This is a genomic window from Microbacterium sp. ER1, assembly GCF_023383675.1.
In the GTDB taxonomy this organism is placed as follows: domain Bacteria; phylum Actinomycetota; class Actinomycetes; order Actinomycetales; family Microbacteriaceae; genus Microbacterium.
The window spans coordinates 151,038-169,557 of the sequence record NZ_QCXO01000133.1 but is presented as its reverse complement, the minus strand read 5'-3'; the positions used below and the strand labels follow the sequence as shown (position 1 = coordinate 169,557).

General features: G+C 71.5%; 19 protein-coding genes. 8 read left to right on the top strand and 11 right to left on the bottom strand.

All coding sequences use genetic code 11. The features are described 5' to 3' along the window. Window positions 1-1,016: non-homologous end-joining DNA ligase (ligD, locus tag BV453_RS08595; RefSeq protein ID WP_249521372.1), on the top strand; the 1,016-nt coding region annotated here is incomplete at its 5' end. A 12-nt stretch (window positions 1,017-1,028) separates the two neighbouring features. Here ligD and BV453_RS08590 read toward each other — a convergent pair. From BV453_RS08590 to murI, 4 genes are all read right to left on the bottom strand, one after another. Then, window positions 1,029-1,949 carry a cation diffusion facilitator family transporter gene (locus BV453_RS08590; RefSeq protein ID WP_249521371.1) on the bottom strand — a complete coding sequence of 307 codons (921 nt, stop codon included), beginning with the start codon at window positions 1,947-1,949 and terminating at the stop codon, window positions 1,029-1,031. 100 nt (window positions 1,950-2,049) lie between these two features. Continuing rightward, complete coding sequence (gene rdgB, locus BV453_RS08585) at window positions 2,050-2,643, bottom strand: RdgB/HAM1 family non-canonical purine NTP pyrophosphatase (RefSeq protein WP_085605999.1); 594 nt, start codon at window positions 2,641-2,643, stop codon at window positions 2,050-2,052. Between the two features lie 2 nt (window positions 2,644-2,645). Then, entirely contained in the window at window positions 2,646-3,383 is a 738-nt protein-coding gene (rph, locus tag BV453_RS08580) for a ribonuclease PH (RefSeq protein WP_025105317.1), read from the bottom strand. 33 nt (window positions 3,384-3,416) lie between these two features. Continuing rightward, entirely contained in the window at window positions 3,417-4,253 is an 837-nt protein-coding gene (murI, locus tag BV453_RS08575) for a glutamate racemase (RefSeq protein ID WP_060923537.1), read from the bottom strand. A gap of 63 nt (window positions 4,254-4,316) precedes the next feature. Between murI and BV453_RS08570 the strand changes: the two genes are divergently transcribed. After that, entirely contained in the window at window positions 4,317-5,642 is a 1,326-nt protein-coding gene (locus tag BV453_RS08570) for a nicotinate phosphoribosyltransferase (protein ID WP_249521370.1), read from the top strand. A 6-nt stretch (window positions 5,643-5,648) separates the two neighbouring features. Here the strand turns inward: BV453_RS08570 and BV453_RS08565 are convergent, their stop codons facing one another. From BV453_RS08565 to BV453_RS08555, 3 genes are read right to left on the bottom strand one after another with little or no spacing between them, the layout of a single operon-like run. Continuing rightward, window positions 5,649-5,915 (bottom strand): DUF3039 domain-containing protein, encoded by a 267-nt coding sequence (locus BV453_RS08565; RefSeq protein WP_025105320.1) that lies wholly within the window; start codon window positions 5,913-5,915, stop codon window positions 5,649-5,651. A gap of 40 nt (window positions 5,916-5,955) precedes the next feature. Further along, the gene (locus BV453_RS08560) at window positions 5,956-7,521 is read right to left on the bottom strand and encodes a hypothetical protein (RefSeq protein ID WP_249521369.1); all 1,566 of its coding nucleotides are present in this window, start codon (window positions 7,519-7,521) and stop codon (window positions 5,956-5,958) included. Next, on the bottom strand, window positions 7,497-8,849 hold the full coding sequence (locus BV453_RS08555) for an ABC transporter ATP-binding protein (protein ID WP_249521368.1): 1,353 nt from the start codon (window positions 8,847-8,849) through the stop codon (window positions 7,497-7,499). Before BV453_RS08555 ends, BV453_RS08560 begins: the two co-directional genes overlap by 25 nt. Here BV453_RS08555 and BV453_RS08550 point away from each other — a divergent pair. The 5 genes from BV453_RS08550 to BV453_RS08530 all read left to right on the top strand — a co-directional run bounded on the left by BV453_RS08550 (window position 8,782) and on the right by BV453_RS08530 (window position 13,409). Further along, window positions 8,782-9,696, top strand: coding sequence for a hypothetical protein (locus tag BV453_RS08550; RefSeq protein WP_249521367.1), 915 nt, complete (start codon window positions 8,782-8,784; stop codon window positions 9,694-9,696). The genes BV453_RS08555 and BV453_RS08550 overlap by 68 nt on opposite strands. 35 nt (window positions 9,697-9,731) lie before the next feature. Next, window positions 9,732-10,424 carry an NTP transferase domain-containing protein gene (locus BV453_RS08545; protein WP_249521366.1) on the top strand — a complete coding sequence of 231 codons (693 nt, stop codon included), beginning with the start codon at window positions 9,732-9,734 and terminating at the stop codon, window positions 10,422-10,424. A gap of 79 nt (window positions 10,425-10,503) precedes the next feature. Next, complete coding sequence (locus tag BV453_RS08540; protein ID WP_249521365.1) at window positions 10,504-11,493, top strand: hypothetical protein; 990 nt, start codon at window positions 10,504-10,506, stop codon at window positions 11,491-11,493. 87 nt (window positions 11,494-11,580) lie between these two features. Beyond that, window positions 11,581-13,170 (top strand): acyl-CoA carboxylase subunit beta, encoded by a 1,590-nt coding sequence (locus BV453_RS08535; RefSeq protein WP_374209026.1) that lies wholly within the window; start codon window positions 11,581-11,583, stop codon window positions 13,168-13,170. After that, window positions 13,167-13,409, top strand: coding sequence for an acyl-CoA carboxylase subunit epsilon (locus tag BV453_RS08530; RefSeq protein WP_308195714.1), 243 nt, complete (start codon window positions 13,167-13,169; stop codon window positions 13,407-13,409). Before BV453_RS08535 ends, BV453_RS08530 begins: the two co-directional genes overlap by 4 nt. 196 nt (window positions 13,410-13,605) lie before the next feature. Here BV453_RS08530 and BV453_RS08525 read toward each other — a convergent pair whose 3' ends face one another. The 4 genes from BV453_RS08525 to BV453_RS08510 are packed head-to-tail and all read right to left on the bottom strand — an operon-like array spanning window position 13,606 to window position 17,797. Next, complete coding sequence (locus BV453_RS08525; protein WP_025105328.1) at window positions 13,606-14,628, bottom strand: hypothetical protein; 1,023 nt, start codon at window positions 14,626-14,628, stop codon at window positions 13,606-13,608. Beyond that, window positions 14,625-15,860, bottom strand: a complete 1,236-nt coding sequence (locus BV453_RS08520) for an ATP-binding protein (protein ID WP_025105329.1) — start codon at window positions 15,858-15,860, stop codon at window positions 14,625-14,627. The genes BV453_RS08525 and BV453_RS08520 overlap by 4 nt, the downstream gene beginning before the upstream one ends. Further along, window positions 15,850-16,509: a response regulator transcription factor gene (locus BV453_RS08515; RefSeq protein ID WP_060923517.1), complete on the bottom strand. Its 660-nt coding sequence runs from the start codon at window positions 16,507-16,509 to the stop codon at window positions 15,850-15,852. The genes BV453_RS08520 and BV453_RS08515 overlap by 11 nt, the downstream gene beginning before the upstream one ends. A 43-nt stretch (window positions 16,510-16,552) precedes the next feature. Further along, window positions 16,553-17,797: a class I SAM-dependent RNA methyltransferase gene (locus tag BV453_RS08510; protein ID WP_025105331.1), complete on the bottom strand. Its 1,245-nt coding sequence runs from the start codon at window positions 17,795-17,797 to the stop codon at window positions 16,553-16,555. A gap of 23 nt (window positions 17,798-17,820) precedes the next feature. Here BV453_RS08510 and BV453_RS08505 point away from each other — a divergent pair, with 23 nt between their 5' ends. Next, window positions 17,821-18,456 carry a nucleoside triphosphate pyrophosphatase gene (locus tag BV453_RS08505; RefSeq protein WP_249521364.1) on the top strand — a complete coding sequence of 212 codons (636 nt, stop codon included), beginning with the start codon at window positions 17,821-17,823 and terminating at the stop codon, window positions 18,454-18,456. Window positions 18,457-18,520 lie beyond the last annotated feature (64 nt).

The window sequence follows — 18,520 nt, the reverse complement described above, 5'->3', positions numbered from 1 at the left end:
GCCGCGGACGGCCGCTCGCCGCGCCCGCACCGTCACCCGCCGGGGCCACCCTCCCCTCCCTCGCACCGATGCTCGCCGAGAACGGCACCCCCGCGATCGCTCGAAACCTCAGCACCCCGTCCTGGGTGGAGGTGAAGTGGGACGGCATCCGTGCGATCGGCACCTGGCGCGACGGGCACATGTCGCTGCACGCCCGTCGCGGCACCGACATCACCGCCCGCTACCCCGAGCTGACGGCCGACGGCGCCCCGTTCCTCCCGGTCGACGAGGCGATCGTCGACGGGGAGATCGTCGCCTTCGACAGCGCCGCCCGGCCGAGCTTCTCCCTGCTGCAGAACCGCATGCACCTCACCCGGCCCCGGGAGATCGAGCGTGAGGTGGTGCGCACACCGGTCGTGTACATGCTGTTCGACCTGCTCCGCCTCGACGGCCACGACCTCACCGGGATGCCGCTCCGCGAGCGCCGCACGCTCCTGGGCGACATCGTGGCGGGAGTCGACGCGCCCATCCAGGTCCCACCCGTCTTCGACGACGTGGACGCGGCGCTGGCGGCGAGCGAGGAGTTCGGTCTGGAGGGCGTCGTCGTGAAGGATCCGGCGTCGCGGTACCGCTCCGGCCAGCGCTCGCCCTCCTGGCTCAAGCTCAAGAACACCCGCATGCAGGAGGCGGTGATCGTCGGCATCCGCCCGGGAAAGGGCGAGCGGGAGGGCACTCTCGGCTCTCTCCTCCTCGCGGTCCCGGAGGGCGGCGACCTCCGCTACATCGGCCGCGTGGGCACCGGATTCACCGACCGGATCCTCCGCGATCTCCTCGCCCGCCTGGAACCGCTGCGCGTGCCGCGCGCACCGCTCGACGGCGTCCCTCGACCCGATGCCTCCGACGCCCTGTGGGTGCGACCCGAGCTCGTGGGCGAGGTGGAGTTCGCGAACTGGACGCCGGACGGCATCCTCCGGCACGCGCGTTGGCGAGGTCTGCGCCCGGACAAGACCGTCGACGAGATCACCGTCGAGGCGTGAGCGGCGCGCCGCTCACGCGTGGTGCGGTTCGCAGTCGCTCTGCTCGGCCGGTTCGATCTGGAACGTGGAGTGCGCGACGTCGAAGTGATCCGCGAGGCACGCCTGCATCTCCGACAACAGGGCCGCCGAACGGCCGTCCGCCAGCAGGTCCGGTCGCACGCTGACGTGCGCGGTGAAGACGGGCGCCCCGCGGGTGAGCTGCCACACGTGCACGTCGTGGACCCCGACGACGCCGTCGTAGCCGAGCAGGTGGCTGCGGATCTCGCCGACGGCCATGCCCTTCGGGGCCGACTCGGCGAGCACGGAGAACACCTCCTTGAGCAGCACGAACGCCCGCGGGATGATCATCGCCGCGATGAACAGCGAGGCGAGCGCGTCGGCCGGCATCCAGCCTGTCACGAGGATCACGCCCGCCGCGATGATGACCATGAGCGACCCGAGCAGGTCGCCCATCACCTCGAGGTAGGCGCCCCGCACGTTCAGGTTCGTGCGCTGGGCCCGGCTGAGCAGCCACATCGACACCGCGTTGGCGACGAGGCCGACGACCGCGACGACGAGCATGAGCCCGCCCGCGACCTCGACCTCGGAGGGGTTCAGCAGCCGCTGCACCCCCTGCACGGCGACGACGGTGGCGAGGGCGATGAGGATGACCGCGTTGATGAGGGCACCGAACACCTCGGCCCGCTGGTAGCCGAACGTCCGGCGGTCGTCCGCAGGACGCGCCGCAACGGTCGCGGCGATGAGGGCGATCACGAGCGCCGAGGCGTCCGTGAACATGTGCGCGGCGTCCGCGAGCAGCGCGAGCGAGCCCGTGAGAAGGGCTCCGACGACCTGCACGATCATCACGGTCGCCGTGAGGGTCAGCGAGATCGCGAGCAGGCGACGGCTGCTCGCCGAACGGAGACCGCCGGGCGCGGGCGCGTGATCGTGCATGCCCCCAGGCTAGCCCGGCATCGGGTGCGGAGAGGCCGTTTCCGCCTAGTCGGGAACAGTAACGATTCTCACCGTCAGCAGGGGTTCTTCTGCGGGATCCTCAGAGCGCGGCGAGCAGCGGCACGAGCGCCGTGAAGGCGCGGGCGCGATGCGACTGCGACTGCTTCTCCTCCGCCGTGAACTCCCCCACGGTGCGCTCCGCGCCGTCGGGCTGGCCGTCCGGGATGAAGATCGGGTCGTAGCCGAAACCGCCGCCCCCGGAGGCTTCGTGGGCGAGGCGTCCGGGCCAGATCCCCTCGACGACGTGCTCACGACCGTCCGGGAGGACGAGGGCGATGGTCGAGGTGAAGTGCGCCGAGCGATGCGGGTCGGCGATGTCACGCAGCTGGTCGAGCAGCAGCTCCAGGTTCGCCGTGGCGTCCTTCTTCTGTCCTGCCCAGTACGCCGAGAACACCCCGGGCGACCCGCCGAGCACGTCCACGCAGATGCCGGAGTCGTCGGCGAGCGCCGCGAGGCCGGTGTGCGCGGCGGCCGCTCGCGCCTTGAGGAGCGCGTTCTCGGCGAACGTCACCCCGTCCTCGACCGGCTCGGGACCGTCATAGCCGACGACCTCCAGGTCGGGCCGCGTCTGCTGGACGATCTGCTGGAACTCCGCGACCTTGTGCGGGTTGTGGGTCGCGAGGACGACGCGCATGCTCAGGCTCCCGCCAGAGCGGCGAGCTGCCGGTCCTTCAGCTCCGCGCAGCCGGCGACCCCGAGGTCGAGGAGCGCGTCGAGCTCGCGCTTGTCGAACGGCGCTCCCTCGGCCGTGCCCTGCACCTCGACGAACAGGCCGCGGCCGGTCACGACGACGTTCATGTCGGTCTCGGCCCGCACGTCCTCGACGTAGGCGAGGTCGAGCATCGGCTCCCCGTCGACGATGCCGACCGACACCGCGGAGACCGAGTCGAGCAGCGGCGTCGAGTTCTTGCCGATGAACTTCTTGTCCCGGCCCCATTCGATGGCATCGGCCAGGGCGACGTAGGCGCCGGTGATCGCCGCCGTGCGAGTGCCGCCGTCGGCCTGGAGCACATCGCAGTCGATGACGATGGTGTTCTCGCCCAGCGCCTTGGTGTCGACGACGGCGCGGAGAGCGCGTCCGATGAGGCGGGAGATCTCGTGCGTGCGGCCGCCGATGCGCCCCTTCACGCTCTCCCGGTCGTTGCGGCTGTTCGTCGCGCGCGGGAGCATCGCGTACTCCGCCGTGACCCAGCCCTTGCCCTTGCCGGTGAGCCACCGGGGCACGCCGTTCGTGAACGAGGCGGTGCACAGCACCTTCGTCCCGCCGAAGCTGATGAGAGCCGAGCCCTCGGCCTGCGCGCTCCAGCCGCGCTCGATGGTGATCTCGCGGAGCTGCGAGGTGGAACGGCCGTCGGCGCGGACGATGTCGGTCATGTGCTTCTCTCGGTCGGGGATGGAGCGACGGGCTCAGCGCGCGTCGAGGGCGGAATCGGGAAGCGTGATGACGCCGGTCTGGACGAGCTGCACGTCGCGCACCTCGCGGCCCATGAGCCGGTTCGCGAGCGCCGTGAAGTCGTCGGCGGAGTCGCCCGTGGCCTCGTACACGTAGGTCGCGGTGGCGTCGGGCGGCGCCAGCAGATCGCCGCGCACGAGCTGGCGGTACACGTCGCCCGCGGTCTCGTCGTCGCTGGAGACCAGGGTCACGCCCTCCCCCATGACGTAGCTGATGGCGCCACGGAGGAACGGGTAGTGCGTGCAGCCGAGGACGAGCGTGTCCACGTCGGCCTCCCGCAGCGGCGCGAGGTACTCCTCGGCCACGGCGAGCACCTCGGGGGTCCCGGTCACGCCGGCCTCGACGAACTCGACGAACCGGGGGCAGGCCGCCGTGAACACCTGCAGGCGCTCGTTCACCTCGAGCATGTCCTGGTAGGCCCGCGAGCCGATGGTGCCGACGGTGCCGATCACGCCGACCCGGCCGTTCCTCGTCGTGGACACCGCGCGTCGCACGGCCGGACCGATCACCTCGACGACGGGCACGTCGTAGCGCTCGCGCGCATCGCGCAGCATGGCCGCGGACGCGGTGTTGCAGGCGATCACGAGCATCTTCACGCCCTGGTCGACCAGCGTGTCCAGCACCTCGAGCGCGTAGCGGCGCACGTCGGCGATGGGCTTGGGGCCGTACGGCGAGTGGGCGGTGTCGCCGATGTAGACGAACGATTCGCGGGGCAGCTGGGCCCGGATGGCCCTGGCCACCGTGAGCCCGCCGACACCGGAGTCGAAGATCCCGATCGGCGCGTCGTTCATGACCCCCAAGCCTACCCGCGTGCGCGGCGCCGCGTGCATCGCGGCGCTCACTAAGCTGAGCGCATGACCACGTCGACGGCGCTGCTCACCGACCGTTACGAGCTCACGATGCTCGCCGCCTCGCTCCGGGACGGCACCGCGTCCCGACCGAGCGTCTTCGAGCTCTTCTCCCGGCGTCTCTCCGGCGGACGCCGTTTCGGCGTCGTGGCCGGCACCGGGCGGCTGCTCGGGTTGCTTCGTGACTTCCGCTTCGGGGACGACGAGCTGCGCTTCCTCCGCGACGAGCACGTCGTCGACGCCGAGACCCTCGCCTCCCTGGAGCGCTACCGCTTCACCGGGACCATCCGCGGCTACCGCGAGGGCGAGCTCTACTTCCCCGGGTCGCCCATCCTCACGGTCGAGGGTTCGTTCGCGGACGCGGTGGTCCTGGAGACGCTGGCGCTGAGTGTGCTCAACCACGACTCCGCCGTCGCCACCGCCGCCGCGCGCATGAGCATCGCTGCCGGGGAGCGACCGCTCGCCGAGATGGGCTCGCGCCGCGCGGCGGAGCGCTCCGCCGTGGCCGCGGCGCGGGCGGCCTACATCGCCGGCTTCGGCGCCACGAGCAACCTCGAGGCCGGTCGCTCCTGGGGCATCCCGACCATGGGCACCGCCGCCCACTCGTGGACCCTGCTGCATGACAGCGAGGAGGACGCCTTCCGCGCGCAGGTCGAGAGCATGGGCGTGGACACCACCCTCCTCGTGGACACCTATGACATCCGCACCGGCGTCGAGACCGCGATCCGGGTGGCCGGGACCGGGCTGGGCGGCGTCCGCATCGACTCCGGTGACCTCCCGATCGTCGCCGCAGAGGTGCGCGCACAGCTCGACGAGCTCGGCGCCACCGAGACCCGCATCACGGTCACGAGCGATCTCGACGAGTACGCGATCGCCGCTCTCGCCGCGTCGCCCGTGGACGCGTACGGCGTGGGCACGTCCGTCGTGACGGGTTCCGGCTATCCCACCGCGAGCATGGTCTACAAGCTCGTGGCCCGGCAGGATGCCGACGGCTCGTGGATCGGGGTCGCCAAGGGATCCGCCGACAAGGCCTCGTTCGGCGGCCGCAAGGCGGCGTTCCGCACGCTCAGCGACGGAGTCGCCGCGGCGGAGACGGTCGTCGTCTCCGACGGGTTCGAAGCACTCGACACGCCTGCCGAGCACCCGGACGGACGCCCGCTCCAGGTGACCCTCGTCGACGGCGGGGAGATCGATAGCGCCTTCGAGGGTGCTGCAGGGACCGCCGCTGCCCGCGCGCACCACCTGCGCGTCCGCGAAGAGCTGCCGGTGCGCGCCCTCGCGCTCAGCAAGTCCGACCCCGCGATCCCGACGGTCTACGTCGAGGCCGACTGACCGGGGTCAGCGGACCATCGACTCGTAGATCTCCTTGCACGTCGGGCAGATCGGGAACTTCTCGGGGTCGCGGCCCGGCGTCCACTTCTTGCCGCAGAGGGCGCGGACGGGCTTGCCCGTGATCGCCGACTCGAGGATCTTGTCCTTCTTGACGTAGTGCGAGAAGCGCTCGTGATCGCCCGGTTCGATGTTCTCCTCGCGGAGGAGTTCTTCCAGTTCGCGATCAAGCGTTGCCACGCCGCCCTGATCGGGGCTGTCCAGCGGAGTACTCATCCCGCGATTCTAGCCGCGTCTCCCCCTCGGCGGGGCGGTCTCACGCGGTCTCGACGAACTCCATCAGACGTTCGCCGCTGCGCTCGAAGATGCGGCCGCCCAGCACGGCTCCCCCGAGGAACACCGCGATCCCGGTGAGGATGCCGACCCAGAACGCGGCGGGCGCGTAGCCGGAATCGGCGACGATGCTCGCCGCGAACAGCCACATCGTCGGCACACTCAGCGCGATCGCGCCGAGGAACGCCGCCGCGGGGCCGTACACGCCGCGGGACGTCGGCCGCTGCGGCTGCTGGAACGGGCTGTCCCCCGGGCGGGAGACCGCGTAGGGCGCGACCACGGACACCACGCTGGAGATCCCGAGGGCGCTGAACAGCAGGCTCGCTCCGAGACCGACGAGCGGCAGGAGGAGGCTCCACCGACCGGCGAGGAGCAGCGAGAGCGGCACCGCGATCGCCAGCACGGGGACGGCGACGAGCAGCACCGGCACGAGGCGCCCGAGACGGTCGGGAAGACCGCGGACGCCGCTCGCGACGTGGGTCCACAGAGCCGTGGAATCGTAGGCGACGTCGTTGTGGGGCAGCCAGCCGAAGAACAGGGCCATGACGGGCACGGGCACGAGGGCGGCGATCTCGACCGGCACACCCGCGACGATGAGGGGGAACACGGTGAGCACGCCCGCCACCGGCACCACGATGATGTTCATGATGTACCGGCGGTCGCGCAGCCAGTACACCAGGCTCCGGGCCGCGATGGCGCCGAAGGCGTTCGAGGGCAGGAGACCGAACCAGCCGAGTCCGCTCCGTTCCCGTGCCGCCACCGGACGCTCGGTCGTGGTGAGCAGGCGACGCACGAACCACGTCCAGGCGAGCCACAGCAGCGCCAGGGTGACGACGGCCACCAGGCCGCTGACCCAGGCCGCGGCCGTCTCCCCTTCCGCCGCCGCGAACATCGCCGCCGGCGAGGCCGCGAGCGGGGTGAAGCCGATCACGGAGGTCAGGGTCGCCAGTGATGCCGGCACCTCGCCGTCCCAGCGGAGGGAGCCGAGGAACACCGCGACGGGGAACGCGATGACGATCAGGGCGAGGGCGAACAGCGCGGTCAGCTCCCGGGAGCGGCGCTCCGGAAGCAGGAGCGCGTTGAGCGCCATCCCGACCCGCGAGAGGAGGATGGTCGACAGCAGCCCCATCAGCGCCAGGAGGACGGCCGGGAGCCACGGCGCGCCGGCCCTGATCGCCACGACGGTCACGCTGATGTAGACCGCGAGGAGTGCGAGGCTCGGGACGCTGACGAGCGACGCGATCGCGAGCACCCAGGGCATCTTCCGCTCGTCGACGCCGAACACCGCGAAGCGCCGCGGATCGAGCTGGTCGACGGCCCCCACGAGCAGGGGCCCCACGAGGAAGCCGAGCAGGACGGCCGCCCCGCCGAGCACGGTCACCGCCTTGGATACCGGGACGGGGGCGCCGCCGAGGCTGAACACCGCCACGCACACCACCACGGTGACCGCGATCACCGCGCCGAAGGAGAGCAGGGTGCGCACCCGGTGTTCCCCGCGCAGGGCGCCCAGGAGGAGCGCGAACCTCAGTCGGAGAATGTGTGCAGCCACTCGAGCCCCTCCACCTCGCCGCTGGAGCCCGCGAGCTCCACGAATCGGGACTCGAGCGTCTGACCCGCGCGCACCTCGTCGATCGTGCCCTCGGCGAGCACCTCGCCGTTCACGATGATCGCCACCCGGGAGCACACGCGCTCCACGAGGTCCATGCCGTGGCTCGACAGGATCACCGTGCCACCGTGCGACACGTACGCCCGCAGGATGTCGAGGATCACGGCGGACGACACGGGGTCGACGGACTCGAACGGCTCGTCGAGGACGAGCACGCGGGGCGAGTGGATCATCGCGCCCGCGAGCATGATCTTCTTCGTCATGCCGGCCGAGTAGTCGGACACCACCCGGTTCAGGGCGTCGCCGAGGTCGAAGGCCCTGGCGAGGTCGCCGGTGCGCTTCTCGATGACGTCGGCGGCGAGCCCGCGGAGCAGTCCGTAGTAGTAGAGCAGCTGACGCCCGGTGAGGCGGTCGAAGGTGCGCAGCCGGTCGGGCAGCACGCCCATCACGCGCTTCGCGGCGAGCGGGTCGGTCGCCTGGTCGATGCCGCAGATGAGGACGCTGCCCTCGTCGGCGCGCAGAAGGCCGGCGACGATCGACAGGGTCGTCGTCTTGCCGGCGCCGTTCGGCCCGACGATGCCGTAGAAGGAGGCCGCGGGCACCGTGAGGTCGATACCGTCGACCGCGCGGTTCTCGCCGAACTGCTTCACGAGGCCGCGGATGCGGATGGCCTCGGTGCCGGGCTCCGCCGCCGCGTCGTCATCGGCTTCTGCCGGCGGCTCCTCGGCGATCACCGCGTCGACCACCTCGACGATCTCGACCTCCGCGACGCGGCCGTCTTCCGGTGCAGGCTCCGTCGTCACCGGCAGAGCGGTGTCGGACACCTCGACGGCGGGCTCCGTGGCACGGTCCTCGGTGACCGCGGGGTCCTCGACGCGCGTCGCAGCTTCGGCGGTTCCGTCGTCCGACGCCGTCTCGGCTGAGGCGGTGTCGGTGTCGTTGTCGGTGGCCTCTGCGGACGCGGTCGGCGACGACACGGCGCCGGAGTCCTCCGGCTGCGTCTCCGCAGCGGCCTCGGCGTCCGCGACCTGTGCTTCCGCGGCTTTCGCGGCAGCCGCCTTGGCCGCGGCCGCCTTCGCCGCCGCGGTCTTGGCGGCGGTGGTCTTGGCCGTCGTCTTGGCCGCCGATGCCTTCGCGGCGGCCGTCTTCGCCGCCGCGGCCTTGGCCGCAGCCGTCTTGGCGGCCGTCGTCCTGGCGGCAGCCGTGCTCGGCTTCGTGGTCGTCGCGGACGGACGCTTCGAGCCGGTGGTGCGCGCCGCGGTGTTCTTCATCGCGGCCGTTCGGGCTGCGGAGGCCGTGCGCGCAGCGGCGGGATCCACGCTCGCTGCGGGCGTGGGCTCCACCACGACCTCGGACGAGGGGGCTGCCTTCTCGGCCGCGGCCTTGGTCGGCGCGGCGGCCGGCTTCTTCGCCGCGGAAGACTTCGTCGTGGACGACTTCGTCGTGGACGACTTCGTCGTGGAGGACTTCGTCGTGGTGGTCTTCGCCGAAGCGGCCTTCGCACCCGCGGTCTTGCCTGAGGTCGACGTCGCACCGGTGGCCTTCGCCGCAGGCGACTTCGCGCTCGCGGTCTTCGCCGCCGTGGTCTTCGCCGCCGGGGACTTCGCCGCCGGGGACTTCGCAGCGGTGGACGTCGAGGCCGCGGTCTTCGCGCTCGTCGTCTTCGTGTTCGTGGTCTTCGCCGCAGGGGTCTTCGCCGCGGAAGTCTTCGTTGCGGTCTTCTTCTTCGCCGTCGACGCGTCCGCGGCGGACGTGCCGGCGGTCGAGGTCGCGGCCGCCTTCTTCGCGGCGGCAGAGGACGAGGCAGGCCTCTTGGCGGCCGGCTTCCGAACGGGCACGGGGGCCTCGGCCGGAGTCTCGGCTCCCTCTGCCTGGGGGGTGGGGTCATCAGGGGAGGAAGTCACCGTCCTACGGTATCAACGGGTGGCTGAGAGCCAAGGCCCCACGCGCGATTCCGCCGCCCGAACCCCTTCTCCGCCGGTTTTGCAAGGGGGTTGTCGTCCCTGTGCGTTGCGTGTGTACTCGGTCACGAAATGGCAACGGGGCCCACCTGGCCCCGGGCTTTCCAGGGGGAATCGCTACCATGATTCCCGGCACGACGAAGTGTCTGGTCGGTGAACCGGCCGTGAACACAACTTCCTTTAGGAGTATTCGTGACTCTTCAGACCGTCATCCTCGCCGCGGGCATGGGCTCCCGCCTCGGCCGCGCGCTGCCCAAGCCGCTGACCGAGCTCAGCGACGGCCGCACGATCATGGGCCAGCAGCACGACAACATCCGCGCCGCCTTCGGCTCCGACGCCCGCATCACCACGGTGGTGGGCTACCGCGCGGAGACGATCATCGAGGCCTTCCCCTCCGTGAACTACGTCCACAACGACCGCTACGACGAGACGAACACCTCGAAGAGCCTCCTGCGCGCCCTGAGCGCCACCGGCAGGAGCGGTGTGCTGTGGATGAACGGCGATGTCGTCTTCGACCCGATGATCCTCGGCCGCGCGGCCGCGTACATCGAGCGGGACCAGTCGTTCGTCACCGTCAACACCGCCAAGGTCAGCGACGAAGAGGTGAAGTACACCGTCACCGCGGAGGGCTTCATCAAGGAGCTGTCGAAGTCCGTCACGGGCGGCCTCGGCGAGGCGGTCGGCATCAACTACATCTCCTCCGGCTTCAAGAAGGCGTTCATGCGCCAGCTGCAGCGGGTCGAGGATCAGGACTACTTTGAGCGCGGTCTCGAGCTGGCGATCGCCGAGGACGGCCTGCTGCTCGAGCCGATGGACGTCTCCGACCTGTACGCGGTCGAGGTCGACTTCGCGGAAGACCTGGAGCGAGCGAACCTCTTCGTGTGACGCTCCCCTCCGAGAGCCCCGGTCCGCCACGGACCGGGGCTCTCGGTGTTTTCGCGGTCGCGCTTCATAGGATCGGCACATGGCCCCCAAGGTGCACAAGATCCACTCCCTGCCGGACGACGCCCCGTGGGACAAGGGCGTGCCCCCGGTCGGCTCCCCCGAGCACCCGATGATGGTCCGCGGGCTCGATCGGGTGCTCTCGATCCAGCGCCCGCTGGTCCTCGCCCACATCCGCAGCATCCGGCTGCGCAACCCGCACGCGACCCCCGACGAGATCATCCGGATCCTGGAGCGCCGCTATCTCGCAGCCGTCACGACGGGCGGGGCCGCGGTGGGGGCGACCGCCGTGGTCCCCGGTATCGGCACGGGCATCACGCTCGCCCTCTCCGGCGTCGAAACGGTGGGATTCGTGGAATCCACCGCCCTCTTCGCGCAGTCGGTCGCCGAGGTGCACGGCATCGCCGTCGGCAACCCCGACCGCGCACGCGCTCTCGTCATGACCCTCATGCTCGGCAAGGAGGGCGTCGACCTCGTCGGACAGCTCGCCCGGCAGGTCACCGGCCGCGGCAGCAGCCGATCCGCGTACTGGGGCGAGCTGGTGACGAAGTCGCTCCCCCGCGCCGCCGTGGGACCGCTCGTGGACCAGCTCAAGGGGATGTTCGTGAAGCAGTTCGCGGCCAAGGGCGGGGCATCGTTCCTCGGCAAGGCGATGCCGTTCGGGATCGGTGCGGCGATCGGCGGCGCGGGCAACCACATCCTCGGACGCCGGGTCCTCACCACCTCGCACCGGGCCTTCGGAGCCGCACCGCTCACCCTCCCCGCGGAGCTGGAGCCCGTGCCCGGCGCCGAGAAGGTCGAGCTGCGGATGCTGCGCGGAGCGCGCTACGCCGGCAACGCGGTCGCGGGAGCCGCGGGCACCGTGGCGCGCGGCGCGGAATGGGTCGGGCACCGGGTCGGCGAGATCGCCGGTCGCCGACGCGAGCACCCCACGGAAGAACTCGACGCCGGTCCCGCCGATGGCGATCACGGGTTGCCGCCGCGACCGGGTTCCGACACGACCGCGGGGTGAGCGAGCGCGCACCTCGCCAAAGGATCCGCCGCCCCGTTGTGCCGATCATCCAACGGACGGCGCGGAGCCGACGCTAGGGTGGAATCCGTGACGGACAAGCCCGACCCCTTTACCACCGCCGGAAAGATCGCGGACCTGCGCGCTCGCTACACCGAGGCCGTCGTCGACGCCGAGGCCAAGGCGAAGGAGAAGCAGCACGCCAAGGGCAAGATGACCGCCCGCGAGCGCATCGAACTCCTCGTCGATCCCGGCAGCTTCGTCGAGTTCGACGAGTACGTGCGGCACCGCACCACCGCGTTCGGCATGGATCGCTCGCGTCCGTACGGCGACTCCGTGGTGACCGGCGTCGGCACCATCCACGGCCGCACGGTCGCCGTGTACTCGCAGGACTTCTCGACTTTCGGCGGCTCGCTGGGCGAGGTCGCCGGGGAGAAGATCGTCAAGATCATGGAGTTCGCCCTGGCGGGCGGCATGCCCTGCATCGGCATCCTCGACTCGGGCGGCGCGCGGATCCAGGAGGGCGTCGTCGCCCTCGGCAAGTACGGCGAGATCTTCCGCCTCAACACCCGCGCCTCGGGCGTGATCCCGCAGATCTCGATCATCATGGGCCCGGCGGCCGGCGGCGCGGTCTACTCCCCCGCCCTCACCGACTTCGTCATCATGGTCGACAAGACCAGCCAGATGTTCGTCACCGGACCCGACGTGATCAAGACCGTCACCGGCGAGGACGTCGGCATGGAGGAGCTCGGCGGCGCCTACACGCACAACACCCGCTCCGGTGTCGCGCACTACCTGGCCGAGGACGAGGACGACGCGATCGACTACGCCCGCACGCTCCTCGGCTTCCTGCCGGACAACAACATGGCGGAGCTGCCCTCCTACGAGAGCGCGTTCGAGTTCGAGACCACCGACGCGGACCGCACGCTCAATACGCTCATCCCGGACTCCCCGAACCAGCCGTACGACATCCACACCGTGATCGAGCACGTCGTGGACGACGGCGACTTCCTCGAGGTGCAGCCGCTGTTCGCGCCGAACATCGTCATCGGCTTCGGACGCATCGAGGGCCGCTCGGTCGGCATCATCGCCAATCAGCCGTCCCAGATGGCCGGAACGCTCAACATCGAGGCCGGCGAGAAGGCGAGCCGGTTCGTGCGCTTCTGCGACGCGTTCTCGGTCCCCATCGTGACCCTCGTCGACGTCCCCGGCTACCTCCCGGGCACCGACCAGGAGTGGACCGGCGTCATCCGCCGCGGCGCCAAGCTCCTCTACGCGTACGCGGAGGCCACCGTGCCGCTCGTGACCGTCATCCTCCGCAAGGCGTACGGCGGCGCGTACATCGTCATGGGGTCGAAGCAGCTCGGCGCCGACGTGAACCTCGCCTGGCCGACCGCCGAGATCGCCGTGATGGGCGGACAGGGCGCCGTCAACATCCTCTACCGCGGGGAGATCCGCAAGGCGGAGGAAGCGGGCGAGGACGTGGCGGCGGTCCGCACGCGCCTCGCGAACGAGTACACGTACAACGTGGCCTCGCCCTTCCTCGCGGCCGAGCGCGGCGAGCTCGACGGGATCATCGAGCCGGCGAACACGCGGGTGGCCATCGCGAAGGCTCTCCGGGCGTTGCGGGGCAAGCGTGCCGAGCTGCCCCCGAAGAAGCACGGGAACATCCCGCTGTGAGCGGCCAGGAACCCGCCGTCGACGGGGCGGCGCCTGCGCCCGTGATGCTGGAGGTCACCCGCGGCACCGCGACCGAGGAGGAGCTCGCTGCCCTCATCGCGGTGCTGGGGGACGCCTATACGAACGAGCAGGCGGAGGCAACGGTCGAGGAGCCGCGGGTCTCCGCGTGGACCCGTACGCAGCGTCCGCTGCGCCGGCCCCTGCGCCGGGACATCCCCTGGGGACGTTTCGCCGGCTGAGTTCCGGCCCGGATCTTGTCCCCCAAAATACCTACAGACAACCGTTGCTCGGGACCGCAGACTAGAGGAGACGCTTCGCGTTCGGCTGGTCTCTCTGTCCCAGGGTAGACAGACGCTGATCGGCCACCAGCGGACGGTTTTCGGGTAACTGTCCGCACGGCGAGGGGCAGGCGGATTCGCCGCCCCTCGCCCACTCTCATCTCCGCGCGTCCGACGTCGTCCCGCGCCGCTCCCTCGTGATCTCGTGCCACAGGTCCACGGAATCGTCGTCCGATGCCCGCAGACCCGCGCGACCGACGACGGTGACGGCGACGAGCGGGTCTCGTGCGGAGCGGATGATGATGCGCCCCGTCCCGGCGCTGCGGAGCACCGACGCGAGCTCGTCGCGGATCTCCATGCGGCGGCCCTCGTCGACGCCGTCGAGTCCGCCCTCGTCGAACACGGTCACCGAGGCGCCGCGACGTCGGGCGGCATCGATCGCGTTGCGGACGTCGTCGTTCAGCAGGTCCGCCCCGCGCAGCTCGTCCCGGAGGCGCCCCTCGGCGAGCCGCGCCTCCAGCCGCTCGTCCTCGTCGAGCTGGCCGCGTGACGCCACCACCCGGCTGAGGACGGGGCCGGCGACCGCGAGGGCGAACTGGGTACGGAGGCGGCGCTCGCGCTGGCGCACCCGTTGCGTCGCGTGCCAGGCCGACACCGCCTGCTGGATCTCCGACAGGCGCTCCGTGTCGCTCACGGCGCGGTCCCAGAACATCACCAGGAGCTGGGCGACCGCGACCCACATGATCGACCCCACGACGCCGAGGTTCAACGCCACTCCGAACCCGAGGGCGGCGGAGGCGGCGACGACGAGCACGACCAGCGTCGCCCAGCCCGCCCACGCGCGGCGACGGACCACGCAGACGATGCCGAGCAACCCCAGGGCTCCGATGTACCAGGTGGCGAAGGGCGCCGTCCGATCGTCGGGATCCAGCGAGAGGGTGACCAGCACCGGGATGACCGCGCTCGCTCCGAGGGCGAGGAGCGCCGACCACAACGGCATGCGCACCGTGACCGGACTCCCGAGGATCGCGATGTTCACCACCACGAGGTACACGGCGATGGCGAGGACCATGAGCAGCGGAGCCGTCGGCTGCTCGATCCACCAGATCCCGCGGGCGACGAAGTACAGCGCGAAGCCGACGGCGAGCGAGGTGGCGACGCTGCGGACGGTCCGGTTCATGAGCGCTCCCACCCCAGGGTCACGACGGTGCCTTCCGCATCCGAGGAGATGTGCGCGGTCCCGGCCACACCGGCCATGCGGGCGAGGATCGAGGCGCGGATGCCGAGCCGGTCGGGACCGATGGCGTCAACGTCGAAGCCGCCGCCGGTGTCCGAGATCGTCACGGCGATGCCCTCGTCACCGTGACCGACGACGAGGATGTGCAGACCACGACCGTGGGCGTGCGCGACGGCGTTCCCGATCGCCTGGCGGGCGGCGAGCACGAGGGCCCGCGCGGCCCGCCCCGGGACGAGGCCGCTGCCGCCGCGCTCCTCCACGATGGCGTCCGCGCCCAGCTCGGAGAGTGCTCGTCGCAGTTCCACGACGATCTGCGCGGCCCCCACCGGCTCGTCGCTGCCCTCCTCCGCGACCGCCGCCTCGGTGTTCGCGAGCCGCGTGAGGGCCTCCCTGGCCATCGCCACGGCGAGCTCCCGTGCCCGCTCGCCCTCCGCGCGCTCGGCGGCGATGAGAGCCGCGAGGACGCTGTCGTGCATGAGGGCCGACATCGCGACCCTCTCCTCCTCCGCAGCCGCGGCCGCGGCCGCCGTGGCATACGAGGCCACGGCCGTCCCCCGCGCTTCGTCCACGCCCGCGGCGACCGAACGGAACATCCAGCCGAGCGACACGATCACGACGCCGAGGATCAGCGTGAAGGAGACGTCGAACGCCGTCGTCACCCAGAACTCCCGGGAGAACTCCCCCTGCACCAGACGCACGTACCCGTAGACGAAGGGCACGCCGACGGCCCATGCGAACTGCAACCGCACGGGGAAGGCCAGCATCGCCGCCACCACGCCCACGTTCACGAGGAAGAAGATCCACGGCTGGTCGCCCGCCACCTTGTCCGTGGGGTCGACGACGACGGGCCACGCTGCGAGCGCGAGCACGTACACGACGGCGAACACCCCCGCGGCCAGGCGCACGCCGCGTCCGACCAGACAGGCGACGAGCATCGCGGTCAGCGGTAGGAAGACGGCGACGAGCATCGAGATGTGCGGCGCGTCCGCGCGGGACATCGTCTGCACGGCCGCGATCAGCGCCTGCGCTCCGAGCACGGCCGACCCCAGGGCGACGACGATCGCGAGGATGCGCTCCATCCGCTTGCCGGTGAACCGCTCGAAGCCGTTCTCCGCGCTGCCGGGAGAAGGGATCTTGCTCCAGGCGTCGCGGACGCTCAGCGGCTCAGCGGGCACTCGGCGCCCCGTCGGCCGTCACGATGCCGTCCTCCATCGCGCGCCGCAGCAGATCGACCTTGGTGGGCGCCGGCCGACCGACCTCGACGTACTTCACCCGGATCCGGGTGATGTTCTCCTTCGCCGTGGAGTACGCGACGCCGAGACGCTCGGCCACGGCCTTCAGCGGCAGGCCCGTCGCGTACAGACGCAGCACCTCCCGCTCGCGGCTGGACAGCTGGGCATCGGCGAACGCGCGGTCGCCGTCGACCGCACTCGCCCACTCGACGTTGTTCAGCGCCTCGCCCTGCGCCACGGTGCGGATCGCGTCCAGCACGTCGTCGAGGGCCGACGACTTGCTGACGACACCGGCCGCCCCCGCCGCCAGCGCCTCCCGTACCGCTGCGGGCCGGTCGGCGACGCTGTGGATCACGACGCTGGCGCCGTCGGCGACGAGGGACACGACGTTCTCCGTCACCGTCGTCCCGTCCCCCAGCGTCAGGTCGAGCACGACGACGTCGGCCGGCGGGGCACCCGTGGAGGACCGCCACACGAGGTAGGAGCCGACCGTGCTCCCGGTGAACACGACGGTCTGCCCGTCCCTGGCGCACGCGGCCTCGAGGCCGAGGCGGACGGACTCGTGGTCGTCGATGAGGGCGACGGTGCTCATGCCCACAGCCTAGTGAGTCGCGGACCGGGGGCCGGGAATGCGCTCACCGGGTGAGCAGGGCGACGACCTCGAAGTGATGCGAATGCGGGAAGAGGTCGAACCCGCGGAGCGCGTCGACCTGCCACCCCAGGCCCCGGAAGGTACCGAGGTCGCGCGCGAGGGCGACAGGGTCGCAGGCGACGTAGGCGATCGCGGACGGAGCCAGCGCATGCACGCCCTCCACGACCGCGCGCCCGGCGCCGGACCGGGGCGGGTCGAGCACCACCGCCCCCGTCGCGCCCCCGCGCCGCGGCTGCTGCAGGAAGCGGTCGACCCGGGCCGTGACGGCGGTCACGTCGAGCGGGGCGAGGTTCGCGGCGGCGTGCTGCGTCGCGCGGCGGCTGGATTCGACGGTCACGACGTCGGTGCCGCCGAGATCCGCGAGAGTCCGCGCGAACAGGCCCACTCCGCCGTACAGGTCGTAGTGCGTCGCGTCCGGCTCCACGTGTCCGTCGAGCAGCCCGTACACGGCGCCGTCGAGGACGGAGGCGGCGCGGGGGTGCACCTGCCAGAACCCGCCGGCGTCGACGTCGAACGTGCGGTCGCCGACGCGCTCCTGCACCACCTCGGGCTTCGGCCGGGGGCGGCGGTCCCTGGGCGCCCGGCGCTCGGCCTCGGGGTGCCGGAGGATGCGCACGCGACCGTCCGCGGGCTCCACGAGCTCGATGCGCCCCGGCTTCTCGCCCTGCAGGGCCAGGGCGGCCTCGGCGATCGCGGGGCGGGCGAGCGGGTAGGTCGACACCGGCACGACGCGGTGGCTGCGGGCGGCGAAGGGACCGATCCGCCCGGCATCGTCGACGTGCAGGGTCACCCGCGTGCGCCACCCCGTCCCGTCGCCGGACTCCACGGCCTCGATCTCCGGGGCGTCGAGTCCGGGACCGGCGAAGCGGTCGAACGCCTCCGCCAGCACCTGTCGCTTGAGCGCGCGCTGGTGGTCGAGCTCGATGTGCCCGAGGTCGGCGCCGCCGGGTCGCTGGGCGGGGTCGTGCGCGACGTCCGCCTCCGGCCAGATGTGCGGCCGGCGATGCGGGGAGGCGTCGAGGACCTCGAGCGTCTCGGCGCGCCAGAAGCTCCGGGTGTCCGGCTCCCCGGCGGCGGGGGACGGATCCAGCAGGCGGGCACGGACGCGCTCGCCCGGGATCGCGTCCGAGACGAAGATCACACGGCCTTCGTGACGGGCGATGAACGTGCCTCCGTGGGCGATGCCGGTGATGTCGAGATCGAGCACGTCGGCTGCGGAGGAAGTCATCCTTCGAGGATACGGTGGTCTCCATGCGCGTCTGCCTCGCCTCCACCTCCCCCGCCCGGCTCATGCTGCTGCGTCAGGCCGGCATCGAACCCCTCACGCTGTCGCCGGAGGTGGACGAGGACGCCCTCGCCGCCGCGGCCGAGGAGCGCATGGGTCCCGTCGCACCCGCCGACCTGGTGCTGCTGCTCGCCCGCGCCAAGGCCGCGGCCGTCGCCGAGCGGCTAGCCGCCGAGGGCGCGTTCGACGGCATCGTCATCGGCGGGGACTCGATGTTCGCGCTCGGGGAGCGGGTGTACGGCAAGCCCTACACGCCGGAGGAAGCCACGCGCCGGTGGCAGGAGATGCGCGGCGCCACGGGGGTGCTGCACTCCGGGCACTCCGTGTTCCGTGTCTCCCCCGGCGCGGCTCTCGTCGAGGCGGCCGCGGTCGCGGAGGCCGCCGTGACGTTCGCCGAGGACATCAGCGATGAGGAGATCGCCGCGTACGTGGCATCGGGGGAACCGCTGCACGTCGCCGGGGCCTTCACCGTGGACAGCCTCGGCGGCGCCTTCATCACCCGGGTCGAGGGCGATCCCTCCACCGTGGTGGGCATGTCGCTGTCCACCGTGCGCCGCCTCACCGCCGACCTCGGGGTCCGGTGGACGGATCTGTGGTCGTAGACTCCCCTCCACGTTTTTCCCTCTTTCTTGTCGAGAGTCGTCAAAAGTATCGGGATGCTACTCG

Coding starts and splice junctions, on each gene's coding strand:
- BV453_RS08590 (WP_249521371.1), bottom strand. CDS start 1,949: ATGCACGATCACGCGCCCGCGCCCGGCGGTCTCCGTTCGGCGAGCAGC.
- rdgB (WP_085605999.1), bottom strand. CDS start 2,643: ATGCGCGTCGTCCTCGCGACCCACAACCCGCACAAGGTCGCGGAGTTC.
- rph (WP_025105317.1), bottom strand. CDS start 3,383: ATGACCGACATCGTCCGCGCCGACGGCCGTTCCACCTCGCAGCTCCGC.
- murI (WP_060923537.1), bottom strand. CDS start 4,253: ATGAACGACGCGCCGATCGGGATCTTCGACTCCGGTGTCGGCGGGCTC.
- BV453_RS08570 (WP_249521370.1), top strand. CDS start 4,317: ATGACCACGTCGACGGCGCTGCTCACCGACCGTTACGAGCTCACGATG.
- BV453_RS08565 (WP_025105320.1), bottom strand. CDS start 5,915: ATGAGTACTCCGCTGGACAGCCCCGATCAGGGCGGCGTGGCAACGCTT.
- BV453_RS08555 (WP_249521368.1), bottom strand. CDS start 8,849: ATGAAGAACACCGCGGCGCGCACCACCGGCTCGAAGCGTCCGTCCGCG.
- BV453_RS08540 (WP_249521365.1), top strand. CDS start 10,504: ATGGCCCCCAAGGTGCACAAGATCCACTCCCTGCCGGACGACGCCCCG.
- BV453_RS08525 (WP_025105328.1), bottom strand. CDS start 14,628: ATGAACCGGACCGTCCGCAGCGTCGCCACCTCGCTCGCCGTCGGCTTC.
- BV453_RS08515 (WP_060923517.1), bottom strand. CDS start 16,509: ATGAGCACCGTCGCCCTCATCGACGACCACGAGTCCGTCCGCCTCGGC.
- BV453_RS08510 (WP_025105331.1), bottom strand. CDS start 17,797: ATGACTTCCTCCGCAGCCGACGTGCTCGATCTCGACATCACCGGCATC.
- BV453_RS08505 (WP_249521364.1), top strand. CDS start 17,821: ATGCGCGTCTGCCTCGCCTCCACCTCCCCCGCCCGGCTCATGCTGCTG.